The 26,232-nt window shown below is 62.7% G+C and carries 25 protein-coding genes and 1 tRNA gene; 15 read left to right on the top strand and 11 right to left on the bottom strand.

All coding sequences use genetic code 11. The features are described from left to right. Window positions 1-14 precede the first annotated feature (14 nt). The 5 genes from L6762_RS01185 to L6762_RS01165 all read left to right on the top strand — a co-directional run bounded on the left by L6762_RS01185 (window position 15) and on the right by L6762_RS01165 (window position 5,574). A complete protein-coding gene (locus tag L6762_RS01185) occupies window positions 15-1,007 on the top strand; it encodes an NAD(P)H-quinone oxidoreductase (RefSeq protein WP_237185173.1) in 993 nt (330 codons plus the stop codon). A 163-nt stretch (window positions 1,008-1,170) separates the two neighbouring features. After that, window positions 1,171-3,441 (top strand): carbon starvation CstA family protein, encoded by a 2,271-nt coding sequence (locus L6762_RS01180; protein WP_237185172.1) that lies wholly within the window; start codon window positions 1,171-1,173, stop codon window positions 3,439-3,441. A 9-nt stretch (window positions 3,442-3,450) separates the two neighbouring features. After that, window positions 3,451-3,639 (top strand): YbdD/YjiX family protein, encoded by a 189-nt coding sequence (locus L6762_RS01175; protein ID WP_185174047.1) that lies wholly within the window; start codon window positions 3,451-3,453, stop codon window positions 3,637-3,639. A gap of 135 nt (window positions 3,640-3,774) precedes the next feature. Next, window positions 3,775-4,260, top strand: a complete 486-nt coding sequence (locus L6762_RS01170; RefSeq protein WP_237185282.1) for a dehydrogenase — start codon at window positions 3,775-3,777, stop codon at window positions 4,258-4,260. A 147-nt stretch (window positions 4,261-4,407) separates the two neighbouring features. Next, complete coding sequence (locus L6762_RS01165) at window positions 4,408-5,574, top strand: acyltransferase family protein (protein ID WP_237185171.1); 1,167 nt, start codon at window positions 4,408-4,410, stop codon at window positions 5,572-5,574. 7 nt (window positions 5,575-5,581) lie between these two features. On the opposite strand, the gene L6762_RS01160 is transcribed toward L6762_RS01165, so the two are convergent. After that, complete coding sequence (locus L6762_RS01160; protein ID WP_272878672.1) at window positions 5,582-6,211, bottom strand: response regulator; 630 nt, start codon at window positions 6,209-6,211, stop codon at window positions 5,582-5,584. Continuing rightward, window positions 6,208-7,587 carry a sensor histidine kinase gene (locus L6762_RS01155; RefSeq protein WP_237185170.1) on the bottom strand — a complete coding sequence of 460 codons (1,380 nt, stop codon included), beginning with the start codon at window positions 7,585-7,587 and terminating at the stop codon, window positions 6,208-6,210. The genes L6762_RS01160 and L6762_RS01155 overlap by 4 nt, the downstream gene beginning before the upstream one ends. 215 nt (window positions 7,588-7,802) lie before the next feature. Between L6762_RS01155 and L6762_RS01150 the strand changes: the two genes are divergently transcribed. From L6762_RS01150 to L6762_RS01135, 4 genes are all read left to right on the top strand, one after another. Next, entirely contained in the window at window positions 7,803-8,894 is a 1,092-nt protein-coding gene (locus L6762_RS01150; RefSeq protein ID WP_237185169.1) for an ABC transporter permease, read from the top strand. A 19-nt stretch (window positions 8,895-8,913) separates the two neighbouring features. Continuing rightward, the gene (locus L6762_RS01145; protein ID WP_237185168.1) at window positions 8,914-9,660 is read left to right on the top strand and encodes an ABC transporter ATP-binding protein; all 747 of its coding nucleotides are present in this window, start codon (window positions 8,914-8,916) and stop codon (window positions 9,658-9,660) included. A gap of 98 nt (window positions 9,661-9,758) precedes the next feature. Then, window positions 9,759-10,610, top strand: coding sequence for an HpcH/HpaI aldolase/citrate lyase family protein (locus L6762_RS01140; protein WP_423816777.1), 852 nt, complete (start codon window positions 9,759-9,761; stop codon window positions 10,608-10,610). A gap of 35 nt (window positions 10,611-10,645) precedes the next feature. Next, complete coding sequence (locus L6762_RS01135; RefSeq protein ID WP_237185167.1) at window positions 10,646-10,882, top strand: hypothetical protein; 237 nt, start codon at window positions 10,646-10,648, stop codon at window positions 10,880-10,882. Window positions 10,883-11,005: 123 nt separating this feature from the next. Here L6762_RS01135 and L6762_RS01130 read toward each other — a convergent pair. After that, window positions 11,006-11,080 (bottom strand) — tRNA-Thr (locus tag L6762_RS01130). A 145-nt stretch (window positions 11,081-11,225) separates the two neighbouring features. On the opposite strand from L6762_RS01130, the gene L6762_RS01125 reads away from it, so the two are divergent. The 4 genes from L6762_RS01125 (at window position 11,226) to L6762_RS01110 (ending at window position 16,237) form a co-directional block, all read left to right on the top strand. Continuing rightward, a complete protein-coding gene (locus L6762_RS01125) occupies window positions 11,226-12,362 on the top strand; it encodes a histidinol-phosphate transaminase (protein WP_237185166.1) in 1,137 nt (378 codons plus the stop codon). A 153-nt stretch (window positions 12,363-12,515) separates the two neighbouring features. Further along, window positions 12,516-13,691 carry a thiamine pyrophosphate-dependent enzyme gene (locus L6762_RS01120; protein WP_237185165.1) on the top strand — a complete coding sequence of 392 codons (1,176 nt, stop codon included), beginning with the start codon at window positions 12,516-12,518 and terminating at the stop codon, window positions 13,689-13,691. Window positions 13,692-13,694: 3 nt separating this feature from the next. Further along, the gene (locus tag L6762_RS01115) at window positions 13,695-14,696 is read left to right on the top strand and encodes an alpha-ketoacid dehydrogenase subunit beta (protein WP_135013026.1); all 1,002 of its coding nucleotides are present in this window, start codon (window positions 13,695-13,697) and stop codon (window positions 14,694-14,696) included. 17 nt (window positions 14,697-14,713) lie between these two features. Beyond that, window positions 14,714-16,237, top strand: a complete 1,524-nt coding sequence (locus L6762_RS01110; RefSeq protein ID WP_237185164.1) for a dihydrolipoamide acetyltransferase family protein — start codon at window positions 14,714-14,716, stop codon at window positions 16,235-16,237. 512 nt (window positions 16,238-16,749) lie between these two features. On the opposite strand, the gene L6762_RS01105 is transcribed toward L6762_RS01110, so the two are convergent. The 6 genes from L6762_RS01105 to L6762_RS01080 form a co-directional block, all read right to left on the bottom strand. After that, window positions 16,750-17,766, bottom strand: a complete 1,017-nt coding sequence (locus L6762_RS01105) for a hypothetical protein (protein ID WP_237185163.1) — start codon at window positions 17,764-17,766, stop codon at window positions 16,750-16,752. Beyond that, window positions 17,756-18,979 carry an ATP-binding protein gene (locus tag L6762_RS01100; protein ID WP_237185162.1) on the bottom strand — a complete coding sequence of 408 codons (1,224 nt, stop codon included), beginning with the start codon at window positions 18,977-18,979 and terminating at the stop codon, window positions 17,756-17,758. The genes L6762_RS01105 and L6762_RS01100 overlap by 11 nt, the downstream gene beginning before the upstream one ends. A 147-nt stretch (window positions 18,980-19,126) precedes the next feature. Further along, a complete protein-coding gene (locus L6762_RS01095; RefSeq protein ID WP_237185161.1) occupies window positions 19,127-19,840 on the bottom strand; it encodes a response regulator transcription factor in 714 nt (237 codons plus the stop codon). A 174-nt stretch (window positions 19,841-20,014) separates the two neighbouring features. Continuing rightward, window positions 20,015-20,878, bottom strand: a complete 864-nt coding sequence (locus L6762_RS01090; protein ID WP_237185160.1) for a hypothetical protein — start codon at window positions 20,876-20,878, stop codon at window positions 20,015-20,017. Window positions 20,879-20,906: 28 nt separating this feature from the next. Continuing rightward, window positions 20,907-21,548 carry a sugar O-acetyltransferase gene (locus tag L6762_RS01085; protein ID WP_237185159.1) on the bottom strand — a complete coding sequence of 214 codons (642 nt, stop codon included), beginning with the start codon at window positions 21,546-21,548 and terminating at the stop codon, window positions 20,907-20,909. A 1-nt stretch (window position 21,549) separates the two neighbouring features. Further along, window positions 21,550-21,699, bottom strand: coding sequence for a hypothetical protein (locus tag L6762_RS01080; protein WP_237185158.1), 150 nt, complete (start codon window positions 21,697-21,699; stop codon window positions 21,550-21,552). 47 nt (window positions 21,700-21,746) lie between these two features. On the opposite strand from L6762_RS01080, the gene L6762_RS01075 reads away from it, so the two are divergent. After that, window positions 21,747-23,468, top strand: a complete 1,722-nt coding sequence (locus L6762_RS01075; protein ID WP_237185157.1) for a long-chain-fatty-acid--CoA ligase — start codon at window positions 21,747-21,749, stop codon at window positions 23,466-23,468. Window positions 23,469-23,472: 4 nt separating this feature from the next. Here the strand turns inward: L6762_RS01075 and L6762_RS01070 are convergent, their stop codons facing one another. Then, window positions 23,473-24,603 (bottom strand): N-acetylglucosamine-6-phosphate deacetylase, encoded by a 1,131-nt coding sequence (locus L6762_RS01070; protein ID WP_237185156.1) that lies wholly within the window; start codon window positions 24,601-24,603, stop codon window positions 23,473-23,475. A 73-nt stretch (window positions 24,604-24,676) separates the two neighbouring features. On the opposite strand from L6762_RS01070, the gene nagB reads away from it, so the two are divergent. Beyond that, a complete protein-coding gene (nagB, locus tag L6762_RS01065; RefSeq protein WP_237185155.1) occupies window positions 24,677-25,486 on the top strand; it encodes a glucosamine-6-phosphate deaminase in 810 nt (269 codons plus the stop codon). Between the two features lie 50 nt (window positions 25,487-25,536). On the opposite strand, the gene L6762_RS01060 is transcribed toward nagB, so the two are convergent. Beyond that, complete coding sequence (locus tag L6762_RS01060; protein WP_237185279.1) at window positions 25,537-26,226, bottom strand: N-acetylmannosamine-6-phosphate 2-epimerase; 690 nt, start codon at window positions 26,224-26,226, stop codon at window positions 25,537-25,539. Window positions 26,227-26,232: the final 6 nt, after the last annotated feature.

The raw sequence follows: 26,232 nt of genomic DNA, 5'->3' as shown, positions 1-26,232 counted from the left end.
AGAAGGAGTTCCCCATGCGCGCCATCCTCGAAGAAGAACACGGCGGCCCCGAGGTGCTGGTCGTGAGCGAGCAGCCGACGCCGACACCTGGCCCCGGCCAGGTGCTGCTACGGGTGGCGGCCAGCGGGGTCAACCGGGCGGACGTCTCCCAGCGGCAGGGCTTTTACCCTCCTCCCCCTGGGGCTAGTTCCATCTACGGCCTGGAGGTCTCGGGCACGGTGGAAGCTGTGGGGGAGGGCGTCGATGAGGGCTACCTGAACCTGGAGCGGGTCGCCCTGCTCGCTGGCGGTGGGTATGCCGAGTACGTGGTGGTGGACCTGAACCACACCCTGCCGGTGCCCGAAGGCGTCAGCCTCGAAGACGCCGCCGGCCTCATTGAGGTGGCTGCAACGGTCTACTCCAACCTGGTTCTTACCCTGGGGGTTGCACCCCGCCCCGAGGGCAACGACGGCAAAACCCTGCTCATTCACGGTGGTACCGGCGGCATTGGTACCCACGCTATCGAACTGGCCCGAGCCCTGGGGCTGCAGGTCTTTGCCACCGGTGGTAGTGATGAAAAGTGCGACTTCATCCGGACCCTGGGCGCTGAGGCTATCAATTACCGCACTCAGGACTTTCGCAAAACCGCTCGCCAGCTGACGGACGGACGCGGGGTTAACTACATCCTGGACGTTGTGGGTGGAGCCTACCTAGAAGAGAACATTAAGACCCTGGCGGTAGATGGCTCTATGGCCGTCATCGGCCTGCAGGGCGGGCCCAAGGGGCAGCTCAACCTGGGCTATATGCTCCCGCGCCGCTTGAGCGTGCACGCCACTTCCCTGCGCTCGCGGTCGGCTGCTGATAAGGCCCGCATCGTCGACGGTGTGGGGCAGCTTGTGTGGCCCCTGATTGAAAGCGGGGAGATCTCAAACCATACCAGCGCCGTCTTCCCGCTTGAGCGGGCATCAGAAGCCCATGCCCATTTAGAAGCCGGGGAGCATCGCGGCAAAATCCTGCTGACCCCCTAAACCGCGGGCGTCCGCGCATCTGCGGCGGGCGCCCTGCCGGCCGGTGAACGAAAAGCGGCGTCACAAGCGCCGTAATATGTGACCTGGTGCCCATAGGGGAGTATTGTGTGAGTGCACACACCCACACGGTTGTGGGACATCACAGTCACATTGGAGCCTCACCATGTCACCACAGAGCTCTTCAACCCTAGAGCAGGAGCGGCCGAAGCCCTACGTCGCCCCCGACGTGCTCGATGCCGAACACCGCACCTGGAAGCCCAAAACTATCGCCATCTGGGCCCTCATCGCCTTGGTCGGAGCGGTTTCCTGGTCCATGATCGCTATCTTCCGCGGCGAAACCGTCAACGCCATCTGGTTCGTCTTCGCCGCCGTCTGTAGCTACCTGATTGCCTACCGTTTCTACGCCCGCTTCATCGAAGCCAAGCTCACCCAGCCCGATGACCGCCGCGCGACCCCCGCCGAATACGACGCTGACGGCAAGGACTACGCCGCCACCGACCGCCGCGTACTCTACGGCCACCACTTCGCCGCTATCGCGGGCGCTGGCCCCCTGGTAGGCCCCGTCCTGGCAGCCCAGATGGGCTTTTTGCCCGGCACCATCTGGATTATCGTCGGCGTTATCTTTGCCGGTGCCGTGCAGGACTACCTGGTGCTCTTCTTCTCCATGCGCCGGGGCGGACGCTCCCTGGGCCAGATGGCCAAGGAAGAGCTAGGAACCGTAGGTGGCTACGCCGCCATCCTGGCAACCCTGGCCATCATGATCATCATTACCGCTATCCTTGCCCTGGTCGTGGTCAATGCCCTGGGTGAATCCCCCTGGGGTGTTTTCTCGGTGGGTATGACTATCCCCATCGCCCTCTTTATGGGCGTTTACCTGCGCTATCTGCGCCCCGGTAAGGTGGGCGAAGTGTCGCTGATTGGCTTCGTCCTGCTCATGGCCGCTATCGTGGGCGGCGGCTGGGTCTCCAACACCGCCTGGGGTATGGAGTACCTGCTGCTCGACCGCGTCACCCTGGCCTGGTGCGTCATTATCTACGGCTTTATCGCCGCCGTCCTGCCCGTCTGGTTGCTGCTCGCCCCGCGCGACTACCTTTCAACCTTCATGAAGGTGGGCACCATCGTGCTGCTGGCTGTCGGCATTATCGTCGTCCGCCCCGAAATCACCGTCCCCGCCATCAGCGAGTTCGCCGGCCGCGCCGACGGCCCCGTCTGGTCAGGTTCCCTCTTCCCCTTCCTCTTTGTCACCATCGCCTGCGGTGCTCTGTCTGGCTTCCACGCCCTCATCGCCTCGGGTACCACTCCCAAGATGGTTGAAAAGGAACGCCAGACCCGTTTCATTGGCTACGGTGGCATGCTCATGGAATCCTTCGTCGCCATCATGGCCCTGGTGGCTGCTGTCACCATCGACCGCGGCATCTACTTCGCCATGAACTCAGCAGCCGGGGCAACCGGCGGTACCGTCGAATCAGCGGCCGTTTTCGTTAACTCCCTGGGCCTGACTGGCGTGCACGTCACCCCCGAACTGCTGCAGGGTACTGCGGACGCCGTCGGCGAGCACTCCATCGTCTCCCGCACCGGTGGCGCCCCCACCCTGGCTGTGGGTATGGCGCTGATTCTCAACCAGATGCTGCCCTGGTTCGAACTCACCAGCTTCTGGTACCACTTCGCCATCATGTTTGAGGCCCTCTTCATCCTCACCGCGGTGGACGCCGGTACCCGCGTAGCCCGCTTCATGCTCTCGGATACCCTGGGCAACTTCTTCCCCAAGTTCCGCGACCATAACTGGCGACTGGGCGCCTGGCTGACCACCGCCGTCATGGTGGCAGGCTGGGGTTCGATTCTGATTCTGGGTGTCACCGACCCGCTCGGCGGCATCAACACCTTCTACCCCCTCTTCGGTATCGCCAACCAGCTGCTGGCTGCTGTTGCGCTGGCTGTCTGCCTGGCGATTGCCGCGAACAAGGGCCGCTTCAAGTACCTCTGGATTATCGCCCTGCCCCTGGTCTTCGACCTGGTCGTTACGGTGGTGGGCTCCTACCAGAAGATTTTCTCGTCCAACCCCGCTGTGGGCTACTGGGCGAACCACTTCCGCTACAAGGACGCCCTGGCAGCCGGTGAAACCTCGCTGGGTGCGGCGAAGGACGTCGCTGCCATGGAGGCGGTTGTACGCAACACCTTCGTGCAGGGCTCGCTTTCTATCCTCTTCGTGGTGCTGACCCTGGTGGTCGTTATTACCGCCCTGATTGAGGTCGTCAAGGCTAAGAACGGCCACGCGAAGGAAAGCAAGGAAAACCCCTACATCGAGTCGAAGCTCTACGCCCCGGCTGGCATGATTGCCACCCCCGCCGAGCGGGAGCTAGAGGCCCAGTGGCAGGAGTTCTACCGCAAGCACCCCGACCAGATCAGCGGTTCTGCCGGGCACAGTGGCCACTAGGAGAGAAATATGAGCATCCGTTCTTTCCTCGCCCGCGTCCGCTGGTTCGCTAACGGAGTTATGGGCGCAGATAAGTACCAGAAGTACCTGGCCCACCACCGCGCCAGCGGCTGCGCCCACGCTCCTATGACCGAGCGGGAGTTCTGGAAAGACTACACTGATTCCCTCGATAAGAACCCGGGAGCTCGGTGCTGCTAGCTGACCACGGTAGGTACCATCGTAGTCAGAAAAACCCACGAACTAGCTGGGTATTTCTGACTACGATGGTACCTTCTCTGGGGAACAGCGATATTAGGGTAACCTAAGTATGTAGACCTCGTGGAAGGAGTAACCGTGGGTATCAAAGACTTCCTGCAGAGCCGCAGGGACGACGCCGAACTTGGCAAAGGTCTCTGGCGTCGCGCCCACGACCGCTTCGTTCGTGGCCTCGACCGTTTCCACCAGATTCTTGAACGTGTGCCCGCCGGGCCCACTCTTGAAGAGCTTGTCCCCCTAGCCAATGACTTGGCTGACCTGCTGCCGCGCGTCCGCACCGTTGCCGCTGAGGCCCAGCGCCTGGCCCCCAGTGAATCAAACGATATCCCCGCTTCTCCCACCGGGGTGTACTCCGACCTGCACCGGGCGCTTTCCAAGGCGGGTAATTCCTTAGCCCTTTGTGCTGAGGCCTTGGCTATGACCCGTTGCGCCGGTGATTGCGGCACCGACTGCACTCGCACCGCCACTATCGCCCACCGGGTTGAAACGGTGCAGCAGCACGTTGCGGACGCCGAAGCCCGCCTGGCTGCCGCCCGGCAGGAAGCCCTTGCCCCGGCGTCCTAACCGGTTCTGTCACCCATATCGCGTAGCTATCCCCTAAAAAGTGCCTGCCCACCTGCACTGCTAGCCGGTAAGGTAGGTGGGTGCCCGTTCGCGCTTTCTCAGGGCACCGCCACACACCGCACCTGATTCAGAGGGGATTTCTACGCCATGAACCGCTATGCCCACATTGACGCGATGCGCGCTTTTGCGGTGCTTTTGGTGGTGTTTTCCCACGCCGGGCTGACCTTTGTGCCGGGCGGGTCGGGCGTAACGATTTTCTTTGCTATCTCGGGCTTTATCATCACCTACCTGCTGCTGCGGGAGCGTGATAAGACCGGCGGGTTCGATCTGGCAGGCTTCTACATTCGCCGCCTGCTCAAAATCGCCCCGCCCCTGATTCTGGCGATTGTGATACCCACGCTGGTCTATCGGTCGATGGGTGGGGCCGTCGATACCCTGGACTTCCTGGGGCAGGTCTTCTTCTTCTTTAACCTGCGCTACCTGGACTCGCAGATTACGGTACTGCCGGGTACGCACGTGATGTGGTCCCTGTCGATTGAAGAGCAGTTTTACCTGGTCTTTGCCCTAATCTGGCTGGTGCTGGTGCGCTGGACCGCCTACCGGCGGGCCCTGACGGTACTGGGTGTAGCTGTGGTGCTCTACTCGTCGCTGTCTCGCTGGGTTCTGCATGACGCCGGCGCTAGCGTCGACCGCATCTACTTCGGCACCGACACCCGTGTGGAGGCTATTGCCATCGGCATGCTCACCGCCCTGTGGTACCACCGCTACGCCGCGGACGAAATGGTGCTGGGGCGCGAGGTCGTGGGCCGCCGCTACCGGTCGGGGGCCCTGATTCAGGACGGACGCACCATCCCACTTCTAGGGCGCAACTGGGTGCTTTTCGTCGCCCTGGGGGTTTACCTGCTGACCCTGGTCATCCGTGATGAGACCTTCCGCGATACGGTGCGCTATTCGCTTCAGGCATGGGCGGCATCCGCCGTGATGCTCTGGGGCCTGGTTGCTTCGCGCCAGCCGCTGGGTGCCACGGTACACCGCCTTCTGGCTTGGCGGCCCCTACAGCTCATTGGCCTGTCGAGCTACAGCATTTACCTGGTGCACGACGTGCTCTTCAAAGCCCTAGAACCTCACCTGCACGGGCTGCCGACTCTGGCCCAGGTTGCTCTGCTGGCCCCTCTGGGCGTGGCCGCCGGTGTGGCGATGTACCTGGTGGTTGAAGTGCCGGTGATGCGCTTTAAAGACCGCTACTTCGGGGCGAGCTGGAAGAAGCAGGCAGCAGCGGCCGATACCCCCGGCCCCATGGGAACCAAGAGCTAAAGAAGAGCTAGAGCAGCCCCTCGCGGCGGGCTGCCGCAATCGCTGCCGTGCGGTTATCGACGCCCAGCTTGGTGTAGATATGCACCAGGTGGGTCTTCACCGTGGCCTGAGAAATAAAGAGAGCCTCAGCCAGCTCCTTGTTGGTAGCCCCGGTAGCCAGCAGCTTGAGCAGCTCCATCTCACGAGCCGACAGAGAAATAGCGGGCCGCTGCATACGCTCCATCAGAGCAGCCGTGATCTCGGGCGAGAGCGTCCGCTCACCCCGCGCCGTCGCCAGCACCGCCGCCTGCACCTGCTCGGGCGGGGCGTCCTTCAGCAGATAGCCCAGGGCCCCTGCCTCAATAGCTGCAACGATATCGCCCTGGGTGTCAAAGGTCGTCAAGATTAGCACCGGCGGCCCGCCCGCAGCCTTGAAAGCGCGGGTTGCCTCGATGCCGTCCATGGGTTTCATCTGAATATCCATGACCACCACATCCAGCGCTGCCCCAGCCCGGGCCTGCTCCGCGGCTACGGCGAGCGCCGCCGACCCGTCGGCTGCTTCGGCAACCACGTCGATACCTTCAAAGCTTTCGAACATGGCGCGTAGGCCGGCCCGCACAACGGGGTGGTCATCAACGAGTAGGGCGCGGACGGTCACTGGGCCTCCTGGTCGGGTCGGTGCTGGTTGGTCTGATTGAGGGGGATACGGGCGGTGAGGACGGTGCCTTCACCGGGGGTGCTTTCAACGTCTAGGCTACCGTCGAGGTGGGCAACGCGCTCACTGAGGGAGGTGAGCCCGTAGCCGGTTCCGGTTTCGCTGAGGGGGCCCGCTGCTAGGGGAGTGGGGGTGAAGCCGCGGCCGTTGTCGAAGACGTCGAGGGTGACTTCGCCGGGCCAGATGCTGAGGGTGAGGGCCGCGCGGCTGGCGTCGGCGTGGGCGGCGACGTTGGCCAGGGCGCCCTGGGCTACACGCATGAGAGTTGCCGATACCGCCTCGGGTAGGGCGTTGGCTGTTTCTTCCTTCCCTTCGAGGATAAAGGCGCAGGTGAGGGGTTTCCCGGCGGCTTTTTGGGCGGTCTCGGTGGACGCAGTGAGAGCCCTGAGCGCTGACACCAGGGAATCATCCAGGGCAGGGGACGAGAGATCCCGAATAAAGCGGCGGGCCTCAGCCAGGTTGGCGGCGGCAGAGTCCTGGATAACGCGCACCTGGGCGGCTGCGGCGTCCGCCTTTCCCTTCTGAAGCGAGGACGCCGCTGCCCGGGAGACCAGCACAATAGACGAAAGCCCCTGGGCCAGGGTGTCGTGGATTTCGCGGGCCAGGCGCTCGCGTTCTTCGAGCTTACCGGCGCTATATTGCTGCTGGACGAGCTCAGCCTGCACCGCGCGAAGCTGCTGGGCGAGCTGGTACTGGCGGGCAGCGTCGGCGCGCAGGGCGCGGTAGGTGAAGGAGATGACGATGGCGAGCAGGGCCCCCAGGGTGGGGCCGATGAGGTAGCCGGGGGCTAGACCTTCTGAGTGAAGGTAGTCGAGGCCAAACCCGGCAGGCCCCACCAGGGGCAGAGCAATGGCCAGGGCGCAGAGGACGAGGGTTGCAGCTACCCCAGCTACGGGGGCGAGCAGGTGCAGGTAGAGGAACATGATGGGGAAGACCACCCAGGTGAAGGAGCTATCGAGCGCCATAAGCCCCAGCCACAGCAGGGTGATGATCAGTAGCCACAGGTGGGCAGGGGTAAAGCGGGCTGCCTGCCGGTAGTGGGCGTCCGCACCCGGCCGGGGGAAGAGGTCGGTGAAGGTTGCAGGGAGCCCCCGGCGGTTCTCGTAGACTGTGCCGGTCAGGTAGATTCCACCGAGCGTCAGTGAGAGCACCCCGATGACGGTATGCCTCACCTGGTAGGCGCTGCCGACCAGGGCCAGAACGGCACCAAAACACAGCAGAAAAGCGAACATGACGTGCAGGCTCACCCGCAGAATCTTGAGCACCAGCAGGGTTTGCTGTGAGGAAGTAGCGGGGAGGGGGCTGGGCGCGGTCGTCATACAAATTCACTTTACCTTTAGCTGAGGCTGTGCAGGGTTTTTGGGCTGTGTGCAGAGAAAACCCTGCACCCAGCCCAAGAAGTCTGCACAGCGGGCGGGGCCGCATCAACCAAATGGTTGATTCCAGGTTCAACCCTTACCCCGATGTGGGCAACCCCCGGTGGGAGCTTGAATAGAAGTATCAAGTTTTCCTGTGTTTGAAAGGTAGTGCAGTCATGTTTGTCGGTTGGCGTGACATCCTCTTTGCTAAGGGCCGTTTCACCCTGATTGGGGCGACCGTAGCCCTGATTACCCTGCTGCTGGTCATGCTGACCGGCCTGACCGGCGGGCTGGGTAACCAGAACACCGATGCCCTTGAAAAGATGGGGGCTGACCGCTTCGTATTCGCCCCGTCTGAGAGCGGGGGTAAGGCGTCCTTCACCGATTCCGCTGTCACTGCCGGACTGCAGGAGGAGTGGCAGGCAGCCGGGGTGGACGCCACCCCGGTCGGTTTCCTCACCGGCAAGGTTGAGGGCAACGGAGCCGCTTCGATGAGCCTGATTGCTACCCCTGTCGGTTCTGACCTGGCTGAGCGTACCGCGCCCCTGATCCAGGGTGCCGAGCCCGGTGACGGGCAGATCGCTCTACCCGCTGGCATTGCTGAAGAGATTGGCGCGACCGTGGGCGATACCGTTACCTTCTCGGGTACCGACGTAACCGTCTCAGGCATCACCGAGGACACCTTCTACTCCCACACCAACGCAGGCTGGGCAACCACCGCCACCTGGCAGAACATCACCCACCAGCGTGAAATCGAGGGGCAGAGCGCCGTGCTCGGCACCGTCCTAGCAGTCACCGGTAGTGCAGACTACGCCGCCACCGCAGATGCCACCGGAACCCAGGCCCTGACCACCCGCGAATCCTTCGCAGCTCTTCCCGCCTACTCCTCAGAAAACGGCTCCCTCAAAACCATGCAGGGCTTCCTCTACGGCATCTCTGCCCTGGTCATTATCTCTTTCTTGACCGTCTGGACCATCCAGCGCACCCGCGATATCGCCGTCATGCGCGCCCTGGGCGCCTCCCGCGCCTTCCTCACCAAGGACGCCCTCGCCCAGGCCGCCGTGATTCTGGCAGTCGGTGCCGCCCTGGGAGCCCTGGTGGGCTGGGGCCTCGGCACCCTGGCAGCAGGAGCCGTACCCTTCCAACTCTCCGCCCTCACCATCGCCGGGCCCGCCGCAGGCATCTGGGCCCTGGGCATGGGCGGCGCCCTCATCGCCCTGCGCCGCGTCGCCACCGTAGACCCCATGATTGCCCTCGGCGGCAACTAGAACAGAAAAGATCCTAACCATGACTGACCTGCTCACCCGCCCCCTGGCCGACGAAACCTTAGCTGCCCCCAGCGTCCTTGAACTGCGCGACATCGTGCTGGACTACCCCGACGGCGTAGACGAGAAGGGAAACCCGCGCACCATGCGCGCCCTAGATCACGTGAACCTCACCGCGAGCCGCGGCGAGTTCATCGCCCTGACCGGTGCCTCTGGCTCGGGTAAGTCCTCCCTGCTATCGGTTGCCGCCGGGCTCATCACCCCCACAGCCGGGGCCCGCCTGATCAACGGCACCGACACCACCACCTACAAGGACGCCGACCTTGCGGCCCTGCGCCGCACCGACATCGGAATTATCTTCCAGCAGCCCAACCTAATCGCCTCCCTCACCGCCGCCGAACAGCTAGAACTCACCGCCCGCATCAGCGGCGCCCGCGGAGCAGAACTCAAAGCCGCCCGTGCCACCGCCGCCGACCTGCTCGACATGGTAGGGCTGGGCGAAGCCGCCAACCGCCGCGTACACCAGCTCTCCGGTGGCCAGCGTCAGCGCGTCAACATCGCCCGCGCCCTCATGGGCTCACCCTCCCTGCTCCTGGCCGACGAACCCACCAGCGCCCTCGACGCCGAACGCTCCGCTGCCATCGTCGAACTCCTGGCCAAGGCCACCGCAGAGTTCAACACCGCAACCCTCATGATTACCCACGACCTCGAACAGATCCAGCTCACCCACCGGGCAGAACACATGGTTGACGGCCGACTCCAGGCCTGACCGGGAGCCTAGGTTTTACCCAGAGAGACAGCCCTCCCGGGCCCCAGCGGGCAGGGTAAACTTGAAGAGGTCAAAATAACCTTTACAAGGACACACCCGTGATTAACTTTCACCGCAACGAACGCGCAGCCTCCCTGCCCGCCCGTCTCTCCCGCTCCTGGTTACTAGTATCTGCCGCCGCCAGCGAAGAAACCATCGCCGCAGCCCTAGAATCTGAAGCTGACTCGGTCATCATCGACCTAGAGGACGGCTGCCCCGAAGAGCAGAAGGACGAGGCCCGCGAGCACACTATCGAGATGCTCAACCAGGGCGCCTCAGCCTGGGTACGTATCAACGGCATTGAAAGCGACCACTGGGCCAAAGACCTTGAAGCCCTCAACCGGGCAACCGGGCTCAAAGGCGTCATGCTAGCCATGACCGAACACCCTGACCACGTCACCCGCACCGCCATGATGCTCCCTGCTGGTACCCCCGTCATCGCCCTGATTGAAACCGCGCTGGGCATGGTGAACGTTGTGCGTATCGCCAAGGCCCCCGGCACCTTCCGCCTGGCCTTCGGCGTGGGTGACTACCGCCGCGACACCGGCGTCTCCGCAGACCCTATTGCTCTGGCCTATGCGCGCTCCCAGCTGGTTCTGGCCTCCCGCGTGGGCGGCCTGGCTGGCCCCATCGACGGTCCCTCCGTCGGCAAGCACGGCGGCGACCTGCTCAAAGACTGCGCGGTAACCACCAGTCACGGTATGACCGGCAAGCTCACCCTCGACCCCGGCCAGACCGAAACCATCAACGTGGGCCTGGCCCCCAGCGCTGACGAAATCGAATGGGCCCGCGAACTGCTCCAGAAGAGCGAAGGCGACTCCGTGCCCAAGGACGGCTCCTACCTGCCCCGTCTGGCCCGCGCCCGCAAGGTCTCGTCCCTGGCTAAGACCTACGGCCTGTGGCGTAGCTAGAAGAACTCCCAGGTGGCAGCGGTAGGATAGGCAGCGTGAAGAATTATCTTGGTTTTCAAACCCGCAGGACGCCCAGTGGCGGCTTCTCCCGCGGATTCCTGCTGCTCTTTGCCCTGCTCCTGGTACCCTCACTGGCCCTCTGGGGTTTCTATCGCTGGCTCTTTGCCAACGACACCCACCTGCTGGTGGTACCTTTCTTGGCGGTTATCACCGCCTGGATTTGGGCCTATCTGATTGGCTACGGGGCCGAAAACCACATGGACGACGACTAGCCCACCCGCGTAGGCTCAGGTGTCGCCGGTAGCGGGCGGACGCGTCCGCACGGGTGGTCTATCGACAACAAAAAATCTCGCGGCCCGCACCTAAACCGGTGCGGGCCGCGAGATTTTTACTGATGGAGCCCCCAGTCGGATTTGAACCGACGACCTTTTCTTTACGAGGGAAATGCTCTACCCCTGAGCTATGGAGGCCTGTTCCTACCCCTTTAGCAGGGGCGAACGAAAGAAAACTTTACCAGAAAGAGAGGGCTGCAACCACCGGTTGCGTGCACCGCTGGCCAAAAGAGCGGTACCCCCAACCCTAGATTTTGTGGCCTGCGACACTAGAATGGATGGCATGACAAGTTCACAGCGCTCCGGGCTGCACCCCCGCCCGGTTTTCAATCAGCTCCCCAAGTACGCCGCAGGTAAACCCCCGGCACCGGTTGAGGGGCTTACCCAGTACAAGCTCTCATCCAACGAGAACCCCTTCGGCCCGGTAGCCTCGGTCGCTCAGATTCTGGCTGAGTTTGATACCGTCCACCGCTACCCCGACCCGCTCTCCACTGCCCTGCGCACTGCCCTGGGGGAGCACCTGGAGGTTGACCCCGAGGATATCGTTACCGGTGCAGGAAGCCTAGGTGCCCTCAACCAGATTCTGACCACCTTTGCAGGTACCCACGCCGACGGTGTGCAGGACGAAGTTATCTACGCCTGGCGTTCCTTCGAGGCCTACCCTATCTGCGTTGGCCTGGCCGGTGCTAAGAGCGTGCAGGTGCCCAACCTGCCCAACGGTGCCCATGACCTAGATGCCATGGCTGCCGCCATAACCGACCAGACCCGCGTCATCCTTATCTGCACCCCCAACAACCCCACCGGCCCGGCCGTCACCGAGTCACAGGTGCGCAACTTCCTGGCCAAGGTACCCAGTGACGTACTCGTGGTGATTGACGAGGCCTACTTCGAGTTCTGCGCGGCCTCCGAGATTCCTGAGGGGCAAGAGCCTCCCGTCAACGGCCTGGATGTCTACCCCGACTACCCCAACGTCGCTATTTTGCGCACCTTCTCCAAGGCTCAGGGTCTGGCGGGTTTGCGCGTGGGCTACTCCATCACCCACCCCGAGGTCACCGCCCACCTGCGCGTGGGTGCGACCCCCTTTGCTGTGAGCGCCCTGGCCGAGAAGGCCGCCGTGGCCTCCCTCGACCACAACGATGAGGTTATGGAGCGTGTGGAGCACCTGGTGGCTGAGCGTGAAAAGGTCGTTGCCGGGCTCCAGGAGCTGGGCTACTGGGTGCCCGAAACCCGCGCTAACTTTGTCTGGCTGCCTCTGGGTGAGCACTCGGCAGCTTTCGCTGCTCTGGCAGAAGCGAACGCCCTGTCTGTGCGTGCTTTTGCCGGTGAAGGCGTGCGCGTGAGCATCGGTGAGGACGAGGCCAACGCCCGCCTGCTCAAAATTGCAGCAGAGTTCGAAGAACGCACCGCCCAGCCCCTCTAAGCGGGCACACGGATAGGTGGGTGGGGACTATCCCCGCCCACCTATCAACTTATTTGCAATTAATCCCTCAAAATTCTAAAAATAGGCCCTCTCTGCCCCTGAGCAGGCGTAGGGTTAAGAAAAGGTACTAACAGAGCACAACCGGAGACCCCCATGTCACAGACGCAAAACCCCAGTAACCCCTGGGGAACGCCAGAGCGTATCCAGCTCATGAACGAAGCGGGCGAGACCACCCCCCACACCAGCTTCTCGCCCTACGCCGACGAACTCAGCGGCGAAGACCTCAAAGACATGTACCGCACCATGGCCCTGACCCGGCGTTTCGATGATGAAATGACAGCGCTTCAGCGCCAGGGGCAGCTGGCCCTCTGGGTGCCTTCTCGCGGGCAGGAAGCAGCCCAGGTGGCGTCCGCCCGGGCTCTTGCCGCCAACGACTACATCTTCCCCTCCTACCGCGATCACGGGGTGCTTCTCGAACGCGGCATCACCCCCGAAGAAATTACCCCCCTCTTTAGGGGCTCTGGCACCCTGGGTTGGGATGCCAAAAAGCACAACGTGCACTCCTACACTCTGGTGCTGGCCGCCCAGGTGCTCCACGCCACCGGCTACGCTATGGGGCTGAATCTTGACGCTGAGATTCAGGCTGAAACGGGCGAAGCTCAAACTGGCCAGGGGCAGGCTACCGACCCCGGGCAGGACGCCGAGAAGCCGGCCGTAGCCGTCTACTGTGGCGATGGCTCCACCACCGAGGGCGACGTGCACGAATCCATGGTCTTCGCCGCCAGCTACAACGCGCCCGTCCTTTTCTTTGTGCAAAACAACCACTGGGCCATCTCTGTGCCCTTTAGCGTGCAGTCCCGCGTGCCCATCTCAACCCGGGCCGCCGGTTACGGTTTCGAGGGCCTGCGCGTGGACGGCAACGACGTGCTAGCCGTCTACGCCGCCACCCGCTACGCCATGGACAAAATCAGGGCGGGGGAGGGTCCCGTGCTGATTGAGGCAGAAACCTACCGGCTCGGCCCTCACACCACAGCCGACGACCCTACCAAGTACCGCCCCGAAGACCACGGCGCCACCTACGAGCCGCTCGACCCCATGGTGCGCCTCGAAGCCTACCTGCGCTCAACCGGCCAGGCCGATGACGCCTTCTTTGACGAGGTCACCAACTACACCAAAGAGCAGGTGAAGGGCGTCCGCTCCTACGTTCTTGCCAGCGAACCGGACACCTTCGAAACCTACCTGGACCGCGCCTACGCGGCTCCCCACCAGCAGGTTGAGGACGACCGCGCCTTCTACCGCGCCTACAACGACGGCTTCGAGGAGGACTAAACCATGTCAGACCAGACCCCTCAGCAGGGCACCGAAACCCTCACCCTGGCTAAGGCTATTACCCGCGCTCTACACGATGAAATGACCGCCAACCGCAAGGTTCTGGCCCTGGGCGAAGACATCGGCAAACTCGGCGGTGTCTACCGCGTAACCGACGGCCTGCAAAAAACCTTTGGCCCCACCCGGGTTATGGACACCCCCCTGGGTGAATCCGGCATTATCGGAACCTCCATCGGCATGGCCCTGCGCGGCTACAGGCCCGTACCCGAAATCCAGTTTGACGGTTTCGTCTTCCCCGGCTTCAACCAGATCACCTCGCAGCTCTCTAAAATGCACGGCCGCACCCACGGCCAGTACGAGGTGCCCGTTACCGTCCGTATTCCCTACGGCGGCATGATTGGCTCGGTAGAGCACCACTCGGAGTCCCCCGAGGCCCTCTTCACCCACACCCCGGGCCTGCGCGTGGTGACCCCCTCGTCCCCCCACGACGCCTACTGGATGCTCCGCAAAGCTATTGCCCACCCCGACCCGGTCATCTACTTCGAACCCAAGCGCCGATACTGGATGAAGGGCGAGGTCAACTTCGCAGATACCGACTTCGACCCCTTTACCGCCCAGGTGGTGCGAGAGGGTGAAGACCTGACCATCGCCACCTACGGCCCGCTGGTTCCGGTGGCCCTGGCTGCCGCCCAGGCCGAGGTTGAGGACGGCCACTCCATCGAGGTCATCGACCTGCGCTCCCTCTCACCGCTTGATATCCCCACTATTGAGGCTTCGGTACAAAAAACCGGGCGCCTGGTCGTGGCCCACGAGGCCCCCACTTTCGGCGGTATCGGCTCAGATATCGCAGCCGCCATCACCGAGCGCTGCTTCTACCACCTCGAGGCCCCCGTGATCCGCGTGGGCGGCTACCACATGCCCTACCCGGTCTCCCGCGTCGAAGAAGAGTACGTGCCCGGCATAGACCGCCTGCTCGAAGCCGTCGACCGTTCCCTGGCCTACTAAAGCCCGAAAGGCACACCATGTCACAGATCTTTAACCTGCCCGATGTGGGCGAAGGCCTCACCGAGGCAGAAATCCTCAGCTGGAAGGTAGCCTCCGGCGACACCGTCGAGATCAACGACGTACTTGTTGAAATCGAGACTGCCAAGTCAGTGGTCGAGCTACCCTCCCCCTACGAGGGCACCGTGCAGGAGCTCCTGGTTGCCGAAGGCGAAACGGTAGAGGTGGGCACCCCCATCATCGCTATCGCCGGGGAGGGTGCCGAAGAAATCGGGGGGAGTAGGCCTGCGCCAGAGCGTCCGGACGCCGCCCCCCAGCAGGCTGCCGCACCGGCAGGGGAGCAGGGCGGTGGCAACGCCCTGGTAGGCTCAGGCCCCAAGGCCGACCCCGTCAAGCGCCGGGCCCGCAAGAAAGCTAGTCCGCCCGCTGTTGCATCAGCCCAGCCGCCTGCGGCACCTGCCGGCGCTGCTGCGTCCGCTCAGGTACCCGCCTCTACACCGTTGGGTACCGACAGCCGCCGTCAGCTGCTGACCGGTCTGTCCGCCCGCGCGGGCAAGCTCCTGGGCGAAGGTGGCAAGGGAATGCTCCGCCGTCTGGGAAGCCATGAGCTACCTACAGAAACCGGCACCAGTGAGGTACCCCGCCGCCAGCCACTGGCCAAGCCCCCCGTGCGTAAAGCAGCCCAAGACATGGGCATCGACCTAGCCCAGGTCACCCCCACCGGGGACCAGGGGCAGGTCACCAAACGCGACCTGCTCAACTACGCAGCCCACCTGAGCCTCACCGAACAGGCCAGCGTCACCGACACCACCGACCCCACCAGCTTCTGGATTCCCGCCGGTGCTGGCGGCGATCGTATCGAACGTATCAAGGTCAAGAGCGTCCGCAAGGCCACCGCCAAAGCCATGGTTGAGTCAGCCTTTAAGGCGCCCCATGTCTCAATCTTCGTCGATGTAGACGCCACCCGCACCATGGAGTTCGTCAAGCGCCTCAAGAAATCCCCCCAGTTCGAGGGAGTCAAAGTAACCCCGCTGCTGATCCTGGCCAAGGCCGTCATCTGGGCAACCGCCCGCACTCCGCAGGTCAACGCCACCTGGACAGACTCCGAGATTCAGATTAAGCACTTCATGAACCTCGGCATCGCCGCAGCAACCCCGCGCGGCCTGATGGTCCCCAACATCAAGGACGCCCAGACCATGAACCTGCGGGAGCTGGCACTGGCCCTCAACGACCTGACCACCCGGGCCCGCGAAGGCAAAACCCAGCCCGCCGAAATGCAGCAGGGCACCATGACCATCACCAACATCGGCTCTCTGGGCATTGACACCGGAACCCCGATTATCAACCCCGGTGAGGCCGCCATCATTGCCTTCGGCACTATCAAGCAGAAGCCCTGGGTCGTAGACGGCGAAGTGATTCCCCGCTGGGTCACAACCCTGGGTGGCTCCTTTGACCACCGCGTCCTCGACGGTGATCTTTCAGCTAAGTTCCTGGCAGATGTCGCTTCGATTCTCGAAGAACCGGCCCTGCTCCTCGACATGTAAAAGAGCCGGGAAAGCACAAGGCCCGGGCACTCAAAGAGTACCCGGGCCTTGCAGCACACGGTAACCTCGCTGGCCCCGCTGGAAGTTCAACCTGATGGCTAAAAACCAACGGAACAAGTGTGAACATAGTGAGGCTCCCGCCGGTTAGGGCGGGAGCCTCACAACGCCAAGGTACGAAACCTGGAGCATAATCCGAATTATCTCCCCCAAGAAATCCGAATCTATGGGCACTGAGCCCACATAGGTTCAGGTCTCGTAGGTTACCTTATGCCCTTGAAGTACCTCCCTTGATAATCTCTGGGTCAGTCCCCCAACGTCGCCAGAACACCGAGTCCCCCGACTCGATGCAAGAAGCACTCAAGTTACTTAAATTTTAGCTGAGCCCATCGGGGGTGTATGTCCTCATATAGGGCGACACTAGGGCGTAAGCTGTGGACAGTAGCCTGACTGCTTCCCTCAAAATGCCCACAAGACTGCCCCATCAAAGGTGGAATCTCCAGACTATATAAGCTTTAGAAACGCTCAATCACACCGGTCTGCGAAATCTCGATAGCGCTAGGCTCTTCGTCCTCTGAGTTGCCGTCGTGCACCAGCATAACGGCGGTCTGGTCATCGGCAGGGAAGGCACGCACCGTGATAGTACCGCCTGACGCGTTATCAAAAAGATCGACCGCGCACTGGGTAAGGGCCAGCGAGACGCGGGAGGGTAGGGCCGAGCCGCGCTCGTCCAGAATATCGACCTTGACCCCGCGCTGGCGGGCCAGCCAGGCGGCGTCTAGAATCTCCTTGTTCACGATGTAGCGGCCGCGAATCGTATCGCGCAACTGAGCTTCGGTGAAGCGGAATTCGTCCATCTCGGCGCGGGTCACCGGCGACTCGTTGTAGGCGATACGGTGCAGCATATCCTCGGTCAGGGCACGGACCTCCTGCACACGCTGGGTGGCAATAGCGCCCATATCTGTCTCTTCGGCGCGCCCGGCGTCCGCGATAATGCGCATACCGCGAGCCTGCCTGGTCTTAGAGACCGCCTGCTCAATCTGCTTGGGCACAATCATGCTCACCAGCATGAGCAGGAAGGGGATAGCGAACTCGGTAGAGAGCGTCAGTCGGGTATCGAAATAGTTGGTGTGCCAGCTCAGCACCAGCACCATAAAACCACAAAAGAAGAGCCAGCCGAAGAAGGTATGGCGGCGCAGCACCAGGCCCGCAGCCAGCAGGGTATAGGCCATGAGGGGCCAGGAGAGATTGGAGAAGGTAATCGAGTGGCTAATGGCACTCAGGGTGGTATCGACCGAGTTGAGGGCGAGCACCATGATGATGGGCATCATGACGTCGGGCAGAGCCAGGCGCTTGGTGGGCAGAAAGACCGGCAGTGCCGCTAGCGCGTAGAGACTCAGCAGGATAGCCCAGTGGGGGGCGCGAGTGACGGTGTAGTGGTCGTACCAGAAGAAGAACGACCCCAGAATCAGCAGGGTGACGGTGCTCAGAATGAGGGTGAGGATGCGGGAGCGGTAGTACTTAGCCAGCATTGGGTTCCTCGTTGGGCCACTGGACGACGACGCGGGTACCCTTCTCGGGCGCCGAGGTAATGGTGACCATACCGCCGGCGTCCTCCATGGAGCGAATCATCGACACACGCACGCCCAGGCGGCGGAAGTCGATGTCGCTCATTGAGAAGCCCTGGCCCTTGTCTGAGATGGTGCAGAGAATATAGGGGCGTACCTCGTCGGAGCGGGTGGAGTTGAAGGGTCGGCGCATCTCGGTGCGAATCGAGATCTGGGTGGTGCGGGTGCCCGAGTGGCGGGCCGAGTTAGACACAGCTTCGGTGACGGCGTGAGTAAAGGCTCTCGCCGCGGTGTAGGGCAGGGTGGAGTCGGGGCTGGCGAGCGGGTGTTTTTCGATGGAGTCGGAGACAAAGCGCAGGCGCTGGTTCCAGGGTTCCACGCCTTCGGCAATCTGCTCGGTTAGGGCCTGGAAGGTGATAGGGCGCTGGGGCTGGGACTTGAGGGCCTCTTCCTCAAGTACGCCGATGGCGCGGCGAGCCAGTAGGCGGGTGCGCTGGGGTAGCTCGCCGGGGTTGCGGCTGGCGTCGAGCAGGGCTGCCATGACGTTATCGTGCACCAGCTTGTCGAAGTCCTGCAGCTCCTTGGCGTAGTCGCGGGAGCGGTTGAGTAGAAGCTGGGCAGAGAGGGTCTCGTAGTAGGTCTTGTCTGATTCGCGGACGGCGTTGAGGGCAAAGCGGGCCAGGCCAGCTAGCAGGGCGCAGCAGAAGCCTAGGAAGGCCACACGAATGAGCAGCTCGGTGGCGTCGAGGGGGGAGCCTTTGAGCAGGTGGGCTGCCACCGAACTGGCCACCAGCAGCACCGGGAAAACGAGGCTGTGAATGATGCTCTCACGCGGGCTCTCTTCGAAGACCGGAACCAGCATAGCGTAGATACCAAAGAGCCAGGACCAGGGAATGGCTGAGTGCTCAGCGCCCACGGTGAAGGGCCACAGAATGTAGGAACCGTAGGCGATAGCCAGCATAAAGCTAACGACCTTGGCTGAGACTTCCTTGCGGATGCCGTTGAACATGAGCAGGGCCGCATGGGCAACCAGCAGGGGAATAATTGCCAGGTACCAGTAGGAGTCGCCCCCGCGGATCTCTGAGATGTTGGCAAGCGACTGGCAGAGCAGGCCTACTGCCATCAGGGAGTAGATGATTTCCAGGGTGCAGTAGAGGCCGAAGGAGCTCGGACCCATCAGTCGCTGCTGCCCGGTGGTGAGGGAGAGCGACTTGAAGGAGAAGGAACGGATGCGGTCCGCCCGCGACGGTTGTAGCGCGTGGGCTAGGTCCCGGGAGGCGCCGCCGGTGGTGGTAGACAGGGTGCGTCCTTAGGTCTTCGCTACTTAGAGGTTGCGGTCTGCGGTGGAGGTGTCTTCCATGGAGTCGACCAGGCCGTCTTCGATGGCGCGAATACGCAGGTCAATCTTGGTGGGGGCGGGGCGGCCGACGCGGGCGTACTTTTCGCGGATGCGGTCGATGTTGGTCTTAACAGCGGACTGCTTGATGCCCATACGGCGGGCTACCTGCACCTGCGCAAAACCTGAGGCGTAGAGACGCAGGGTTTCCTGCTCGCGGGGTGAGAGGTTGGCGCGGGAGAACTCGTGGTCACCGTCGATTGCTGCTGCCAGTTCCTTGGTGACAACGGCCTTGCCTTCGGCTATGTTCTTGGCTTCTGCCAGGGCGTGTTCCAGAGGTTCTGACTTGCGCACCAGGCCCAGGGCCCCTGCTTTGAGGGCTTCACGAATCAGGCCGGGGTTCTCGCCGATGCTGAAGATGAGCACCTTAATGCCAGCGCGCTGCAGAATATCGACGTTTTCTGAGGGGCGGGACTTATCTTGCAGGGAGAGGTCGAGTAGTACGACGTCGCAGTCGCGCTTGAGCTTGCCCAGGTCAGCGGACGAGGGGTCGGAGAGACTGCGGCCCAGAGCAACAAGCAGGTCGGCTGCGGTGGGGGCTGCGGCGACCAGTTCGATTTCGCTGGCGCCTGCTGCGACTGCTCGCATACCTTCGCGGACGACTTCGTGGTCATCGACAATGCCTACGCGTACTACGCTCATGATCCCTACTTACCTCGTGTGCTGGCGCAACCTTCACCGGTGGGCGGTGGCTGCTCATCGGTTGCTGTGTGTGGTGCGGTGAGCAGACTGGGGTATTTTTCTTACGAAAATATTTTACAGGCAAAGTGTGCTTCGTGGGCTGAACTGTGGGCGCTGTGACGCGCTTCTGCTGTCTTAGTGGGGTCGAGCGTCCGCGCCGGTCAGGGCCCGATGGTAGCGGGTACCCAGCCCGGCCCCTATGAGGGCGCCAACCAGGGCCAGGACGCCGGTGGCCAGGGCGGTGAGGGCGCCGATAGCCAGGTCAGGGGTGAGGAGGGGTTGAAGGGCGTAGGCGGGGGCAAGTGGGGAGGCCAGCTGGGCGGTTGCCCAGGTGAGCAGGGTGGCAAGCAGAACGCCCAGGGTGCTAACAGCCAGGACGCCCACAGCCTGCTTGCTGGGGGCTAGGGCCGTCATGCGCGAGGCGGTGTAGCCTGCAAACCCAAAGGCCAGCGCAATAAGGACGGCGACCGTGATAAGCCAGGGCAGGGCCTGGGTGCGGCTGGCAGGGGCAGTGACAGCTAGAACCGTCTCGGTCAGGCCGCTGTAGGTAGAAACTCCTAGAACACCCATCACCGTGCGGGCTAGGGCCAGGCTGCCGGTGGCCAGGGCGTAGGCGACCAGGGCGCCGCAGAAAGCCGGGATAAACTGCACCCGCTTGAGGGCAGCGGCGGGAGCCGTCGCCCCTAGATGTGCTGCCGGGTAGGTGGACGCCGGCACCGCCTGCACCGGCTGGGCAGGAGTTGCCGGTTCAGCAGAATAAACCTGCTGCGGGGGCTGGGGCTGTACCTGGGCCGGTGCGGTCTGCTGGTACTCCTGGCCCGCCTGCGGGCTGCGCTGGTAGCGGGTAGCCGAGACCCCGGCGTCCGCAGGGGTGGGCGCCTGGCTGCTGCCAGCGTCCTGCCCGAAGGTATGCGGGTCGAGCACCCGGGTGGGGTCAGAGTCCTCAAAGACAGCGTCCCACTCATCAAAATCACAGCGGTTCTTAGGCTGATCGGTCACCGGCAACACCCCTTTCTACAAAAAATACTTACGCCAGCCCCAGAGCCTGGGGGCTGTACTGGTGGGCCGGATCGGTGGGGCGCTCATCGGCGCCCACATACTTAATCACCCGGGCGGGATTACCGACCACCACGGCGTTAGCGGGGACGTCCTTGGTCACCACCGCACCGGCACCAATCACAGCGTTCTCACCCACGGTGACGCCCGGGCAGAGAATCGCCCCGCCACCAATCCAGACATTGCGCTCCACCGTAATGGGCAGACCACCCTCCCACAGGGCCTCGCGGTCTACCGGGTTAAGGGGGTGGGTGGGCGTCAAAAACTGCACGTTGGGGCCCACCAGGACGGCATCGCCAAAGGTAATGGGGGCAACGTCAAGGAAGACGCAACCAAAGTTGAAGAAACAACCCGCCCCAATATGGGTATTGACCCCGTAATCAAAGGCAACCGAGGGGCGAATCGTGGAGCCCTCACCGAGGGACCCCACAATCTGGGCTAGCACCTCTCGCTTGCGGCTATCGCGGGCCCGGTACAGCCGGGTGTATTCCTCCACCAGCTCCACCACCCGGTAGTGGGTATCGGCGCACTCCTCGTCCGGGCGGTAGGCGAACCCCGCCGTCATCTGCTCAAAAACGCTCTTACCGGCGCGCAGCTCATCCCAGTTCGTCATACTAACCTCCATAGGCCAGGGTCATCAGACCAATGATTGCCAGGCCAACCCCAATCACAATGAGGCCGGCAATAATCATGCGCTTATTAATCTCACGCATGAGCTCCCGGAATTCCTCGGGGCTAATATCGTCATTTCTACGTCGAGCCATACCCCTAAGTATGTCAGCTCTAGCCCCGCTGTGGCACAATCGTGTGTATGCAGTCAGCCGAAAACTCACCCCACAACGACAACGACTTCCCCCTGGCCCACCGCCCCTGGGTTAAGAACTACCGGCCAGAAAGCAACAGGGACGTTGCTTTGCCGGAAACCTCGCTGAGCCACCTTATGGCTGAAGCCGTGCGCACCGTTCCCCAGAAAATTGCCCTGGAATTCTTCGGTGCCACCACCACCTACGGTGAACTGGGTGACCAGATTCTGCGCGTTGCCGAAGGCCTCCGCAAGGCCGGTATCCAGCACGGGGACCGCGTTGCCCTCGTCCTGCCCAACTGCCCCCAGCACATTGTGGCCTTCTACGCGATCCTGCGCCTGGGCGCCGTCGTTGTAGAACACAACCCCCTCTACACCTCAGCTGAACTGCGCCACATGTTCGAAGACCACGGGGCAAAGGCCGCCATCGTCTGGGACAAAATCGCCGACAACATCACCTCCCTGCCCGCCGACATCCGCCCCAAGAACATCTACGCGGTCAACATGATCGAAGAGATGCCCTTCACCATGCGCACCGCCCTCAAGCTGCCCATCGGCAGCCTCAAGGAATCCCGCGAAAAACTCGAAGGCACCGCCCGCGGCACCACCCCCTGGCGCCAGTTCATGAAGAACCAGCCCCTGGCCGCCGACCACCACCGTCCTACCGCCTACGACCTGGCGCTACTGCAATACACCTCGGGCACCACCGGCCTGCCCAAGGGCGTCATGCTCACCCACCGCAACCTCGAATCAAACGGCCGCATGGGTGAAGAGTGGATCCAGCCCGGCAACGATGAGGTCATCTACGCCGTCCTGCCCCTCTTCCACGCCTACGGCATGACCCTGGGGCAGACCATCGCGGCAGTGTGTAAGGCACGCCTGGTGCTCTTCCCCACCGTAGACATGGACCTGATCTTCCGGGCCATGAAAAAAACAACACCCACGATTCTGCCCGCAGTTCCCCCGGTCTACCGCCGCATGCTTGAAGAAGCCAAGAAGCGCAACGTCTCTTTGCAGGGTATCCGTTATGCGGTCTCTGGTGCTATGCACCTGCCCACCGAACTCGTCGCAGAATGGGAAGAAGCCACCGGGGGCCTGCTCGTAGAGGGCTACGGCCTCTCCGAATGCTCACCCCTGGTCTCCTGCAACCCCCTCAACTCCACCCGCCGAGCCGGTTCTATTGGCGTACCCTTCCCCTCAACCGATATCCGCGTCGTTGATCCCGAAACCCTCCAGGACGTCCCCGACGGCGCCGAAGGCGAACTGCTGGTACGCGGCCCCCAGGTCATGCGCGGCTACTGGAAACGCGGCGAAGACACCAGCAAAACCCTGCTCCCCGGAGGCTGGCTACGCACCGGCGACATCGTACGCCTGGACCACGACTACTTCATCGAAATCGTTGACCGCATCAAGGAAGTCATCATCACCGGCGGCTTCAACGTCTCACCCACCGAGGTTGAAAACGTGCTCAAACAGCACGACTCGGTAGCGGACTGCGCCGTAGTTGGTCTACCGGACGGCTCCGGCGGCGAAAAGGTCACCGCCGCAATCATCCCCGCCGAGGGCCACGCTATCGACCCCGAAGAGCTCAAACAGCACTGCTACGAGCGCCTGACCCGCTACAAGGTGCCCAAGAACTACTACGAGGTTGAGGAGCTGCCCCGCTCCATGCTGGGCAAGACCCTGCGCCGCAAGGTGCGCGAAAGCCTCGAAGCCAAATACATCAAGTAAAGAGCTAACCTCGCAACACGCCCTGCAGGGAGCCGTCCGCCCCCAGCAGGGCGTAGCTGTCTGCGGGCTCTGCTAGGCCGAGGGCAGTGGCGGGGACGCTGGTAGCAGCCCTGGCTGCTTCTGCCAGGGGAACGCCGAAGGTGACAGCCTGCTCCACAGCCCGCGCTAGGGTAAGCGTACTCCCGGCAATCGTTTCGGTGCCCCTGATGCGGGCAACCGAGTCCTGCACCTCTACCGCCAAAGAACCCAGCCGGTAGGGGCCGTCCGCGCAACCGGCAGCGGCCATAGCGTCGGTGACCAGAGCTACCCGCCCCGGCGCCAGGGCGAAGGCGGCCCGCACCATGGGCCCGTGTACGTGGACCCCGTCGCAAATAACCTCCAGGGTGACGTGGGAGCTGTCTGCGGCAGCGGCCACCGGGCCGGGCTGACGGTGGTGAAGGGGGCGCATGGCATTGAAGGTGTGAGTCAGTAGCGACGCGCCCTCGTCGAAGGCAGCTTTAGCCTGGTCATAGGTGGCGTCGGTATGCCCGACCGCTACCTTGATTCCCAGCTCCACACAGCGCTGCAGAGTGGCCAAGCCGGGGTCGGTCTCGGGGGCCAAGGTAATCTGCAGGAGCCTACCTTCTGAGGCCTCCCAGAGCTGTTCCAGGGCATCGGGTGTGGGGGTGCGCAGGGCCTCGGGGGCATGGGCCCCCTTATGGGCCGGGGAAATAAAGGGCCCCTCAGCATGAAAGCCCACCAGACGGGCCTGCCCCGGTACCTTCTGATCCATTAGGGGCAGGAGCTGGTCCATACTGGCCTGCATTTGCTCTAGCGGGTTAGACACCAGAGAGGCCACCAGGGCGGACGTCCCCGCCTGCCCGTGCACGCGCAGGGCAGGGGCAACATCAGGGGCATCTTCAAAGGCAGTGCCGCCCCCACCGTGACAGTGAATATCGGTAAAGCCGGGGGCCAAGAGCCAGCTGCCAGCCTCGCGCACCTGGGCAGAGGCCAGCTGATCTGCCGTCAGCTCCTCCCGCCAGCTCTCACCTTCGCCCATGGCCAGCAGGCGCTCGCCCTCTGCCAGCACCCAGACCGTGGGGCTACTCTGCGGGGTGAGATGGCGAAGTGAATGAAAAAGAATGGTGCGTGGCATGAGGGCCCCTTATCAATACGTCATATTGTTGTGCTGGCGGGTATTTATACATATATTTTCGTACTATATTCTTATGGAAATAATTATATGTGATTCAAAGGATCAAGCGGGAGCTTATGCCGCATCACTTATTGCTATGGTGACCGAGCGAAATAATCAGCGGGGCACCTCAACCGTGTGGGGTGTGGCAACCGGTTCATCGCCTGAGAGTACCTATGAGCACCTTGCGGCTAAAGTGCAGGCGGGCCTCGATGTGAGTGCTGTGAGCGCCTTCGCTCTCGATGAGTATGTGGGGCTTGACCCTGCCCACCCGGAGTCTTACCGCAGTGTCATCGATGACCAGGTGGTGCAGAAGGTGGGCCTGAGTGCTGAGCGGGTGCACGTGCTCAATGGCATGGCTGAAGATATTCCTGCCGAGTGCGCCGCCTACGAGGCAGCTATCAAGGCTGAAGGTGGTGTTGACGTGCAGATTCTCGGTATAGGCGCCAACGGGCATATAGGCTTTAACGAGCCTGGATCCTCCCTGGCTTCGCGTACCCGCATCAAGACTTTGGCCCCCAAGACGGTGGCAGACAATGCCCGTTTCTTTGACGGTGATACCTCAAAGGTTCCGGTTCACTGCCTGACTCAGGGAATCGGTACCATCATGGAAGCCCGCAAAATTGTGCTGGTTGCTGACGGCGAGAACAAGGCGGCCGCTATTGCTGGTATGGCCGAGGGCCCGGTGACTGCCTCTTGCCCCGGTTCGATTTTGCAGCTGCACCCCGACGTTACCGTGGTTATCGACGAGGCAGCGGCCTCCCAGCTTAAAAATGCAGAATATTACCGTTTTGCCCAAAACAATATTCCCTTTTTCCAAAAGCCAGAAAATATCGGGGCATAAAAATATATAAAAAGGGCCGGGGTGTAAATGTTGCCCCGGCCTTTTTTTATTTATTGAGTCATTGCCTCTTTAAACCAACCCGTAATAGAAATCGGGTGGGTGATGGCGGTGCCGACGACGACGGCGTGGGCTCCGGCGTCGAGGGCTGCTTTAGCCTGGGCCGGGGTGTGCACGCGTCCTTCTGCGATGAGGGGGCGGCCCAGGTTACGGGCGGCGATGGCTTCAAGGAGCTCGAGGTCGGGGCCGTTGGTTTTGGGGCGGGCGCCGGTGTAGCCGGCCAGGGTGGTGCCGATGAAGTCGGCTCCGGCCTCGGCGGCTGCGAGGGCTGAGTCGAGGGAATCGCAGTCGGCCATAACCAGGGCGTTGCTTGAGGCATGTACTTCGGTGATGACCTGGGTGAGGGTGAGCCCATCGGGGCGGTCCCGTAGGGTCCCGTCGAGGGCGACGATGTGGGCTCCTGCCTGGGCGACGGCTAGGGCGTGGTGCAGGGTGGGGGTGATGAAGATGCCGTCGTGGCCGTCCTTCCAGAGCCCGATGACGGGGACCTCAACGGCGGTGCGGGTGAACTGGATATCTGCCAGGCCCTGCACGCGTACGGCGGCGGCCCCGCCGAGGACGGCTGAGGCAGCGACCTGGCCGGTGGTGCGGGGGTCGCGCATGGGCTCGCCGGGGTAGGCCTGGGCGGAGACGATGAGCTGGCCTGCGAGGAGGTCGGTGAGCTGGTCGAGAGTGAACACGATGTTTCT

It is taken from the genome of Rothia nasimurium (assembly GCF_928381705.1).
Classification (GTDB): Bacteria; Actinomycetota; Actinomycetes; order Actinomycetales; family Micrococcaceae; genus Rothia; species Rothia nasimurium_G.
The sequence above is the reverse complement of the archived record's forward strand: the minus strand, read 5'-3'. Positions and strand labels throughout refer to the sequence as shown.

Coding starts and splice junctions, on each gene's coding strand:
- L6762_RS01185 (WP_237185173.1), top strand. CDS start 15: ATGCGCGCCATCCTCGAAGAAGAACACGGCGGCCCCGAGGTGCTGGTC.
- L6762_RS01180 (WP_237185172.1), top strand. CDS start 1,171: ATGTCACCACAGAGCTCTTCAACCCTAGAGCAGGAGCGGCCGAAGCCC.
- L6762_RS01175 (WP_185174047.1), top strand. CDS start 3,451: ATGAGCATCCGTTCTTTCCTCGCCCGCGTCCGCTGGTTCGCTAACGGA.
- L6762_RS01165 (WP_237185171.1), top strand. CDS start 4,408: ATGAACCGCTATGCCCACATTGACGCGATGCGCGCTTTTGCGGTGCTT.
- L6762_RS01155 (WP_237185170.1), bottom strand. CDS start 7,587: ATGACGACCGCGCCCAGCCCCCTCCCCGCTACTTCCTCACAGCAAACC.
- L6762_RS01150 (WP_237185169.1), top strand. CDS start 7,803: ATGTTTGTCGGTTGGCGTGACATCCTCTTTGCTAAGGGCCGTTTCACC.
- L6762_RS01145 (WP_237185168.1), top strand. CDS start 8,914: ATGACTGACCTGCTCACCCGCCCCCTGGCCGACGAAACCTTAGCTGCC.
- L6762_RS01125 (WP_237185166.1), top strand. CDS start 11,226: ATGACAAGTTCACAGCGCTCCGGGCTGCACCCCCGCCCGGTTTTCAAT.
- L6762_RS01120 (WP_237185165.1), top strand. CDS start 12,516: ATGTCACAGACGCAAAACCCCAGTAACCCCTGGGGAACGCCAGAGCGT.
- L6762_RS01115 (WP_135013026.1), top strand. CDS start 13,695: ATGTCAGACCAGACCCCTCAGCAGGGCACCGAAACCCTCACCCTGGCT.
- L6762_RS01110 (WP_237185164.1), top strand. CDS start 14,714: ATGTCACAGATCTTTAACCTGCCCGATGTGGGCGAAGGCCTCACCGAG.
- L6762_RS01105 (WP_237185163.1), bottom strand. CDS start 17,766: ATGCTGGCTAAGTACTACCGCTCCCGCATCCTCACCCTCATTCTGAGC.
- L6762_RS01100 (WP_237185162.1), bottom strand. CDS start 18,979: ATGGGTCCGAGCTCCTTCGGCCTCTACTGCACCCTGGAAATCATCTAC.
- L6762_RS01095 (WP_237185161.1), bottom strand. CDS start 19,840: ATGAGCGTAGTACGCGTAGGCATTGTCGATGACCACGAAGTCGTCCGC.
- L6762_RS01085 (WP_237185159.1), bottom strand. CDS start 21,548: ATGACGAACTGGGATGAGCTGCGCGCCGGTAAGAGCGTTTTTGAGCAG.
- L6762_RS01080 (WP_237185158.1), bottom strand. CDS start 21,699: ATGGCTCGACGTAGAAATGACGATATTAGCCCCGAGGAATTCCGGGAG.
- L6762_RS01075 (WP_237185157.1), top strand. CDS start 21,747: ATGCAGTCAGCCGAAAACTCACCCCACAACGACAACGACTTCCCCCTG.
- L6762_RS01070 (WP_237185156.1), bottom strand. CDS start 24,603: ATGCCACGCACCATTCTTTTTCATTCACTTCGCCATCTCACCCCGCAG.
- nagB (WP_237185155.1), top strand. CDS start 24,677: ATGGAAATAATTATATGTGATTCAAAGGATCAAGCGGGAGCTTATGCC.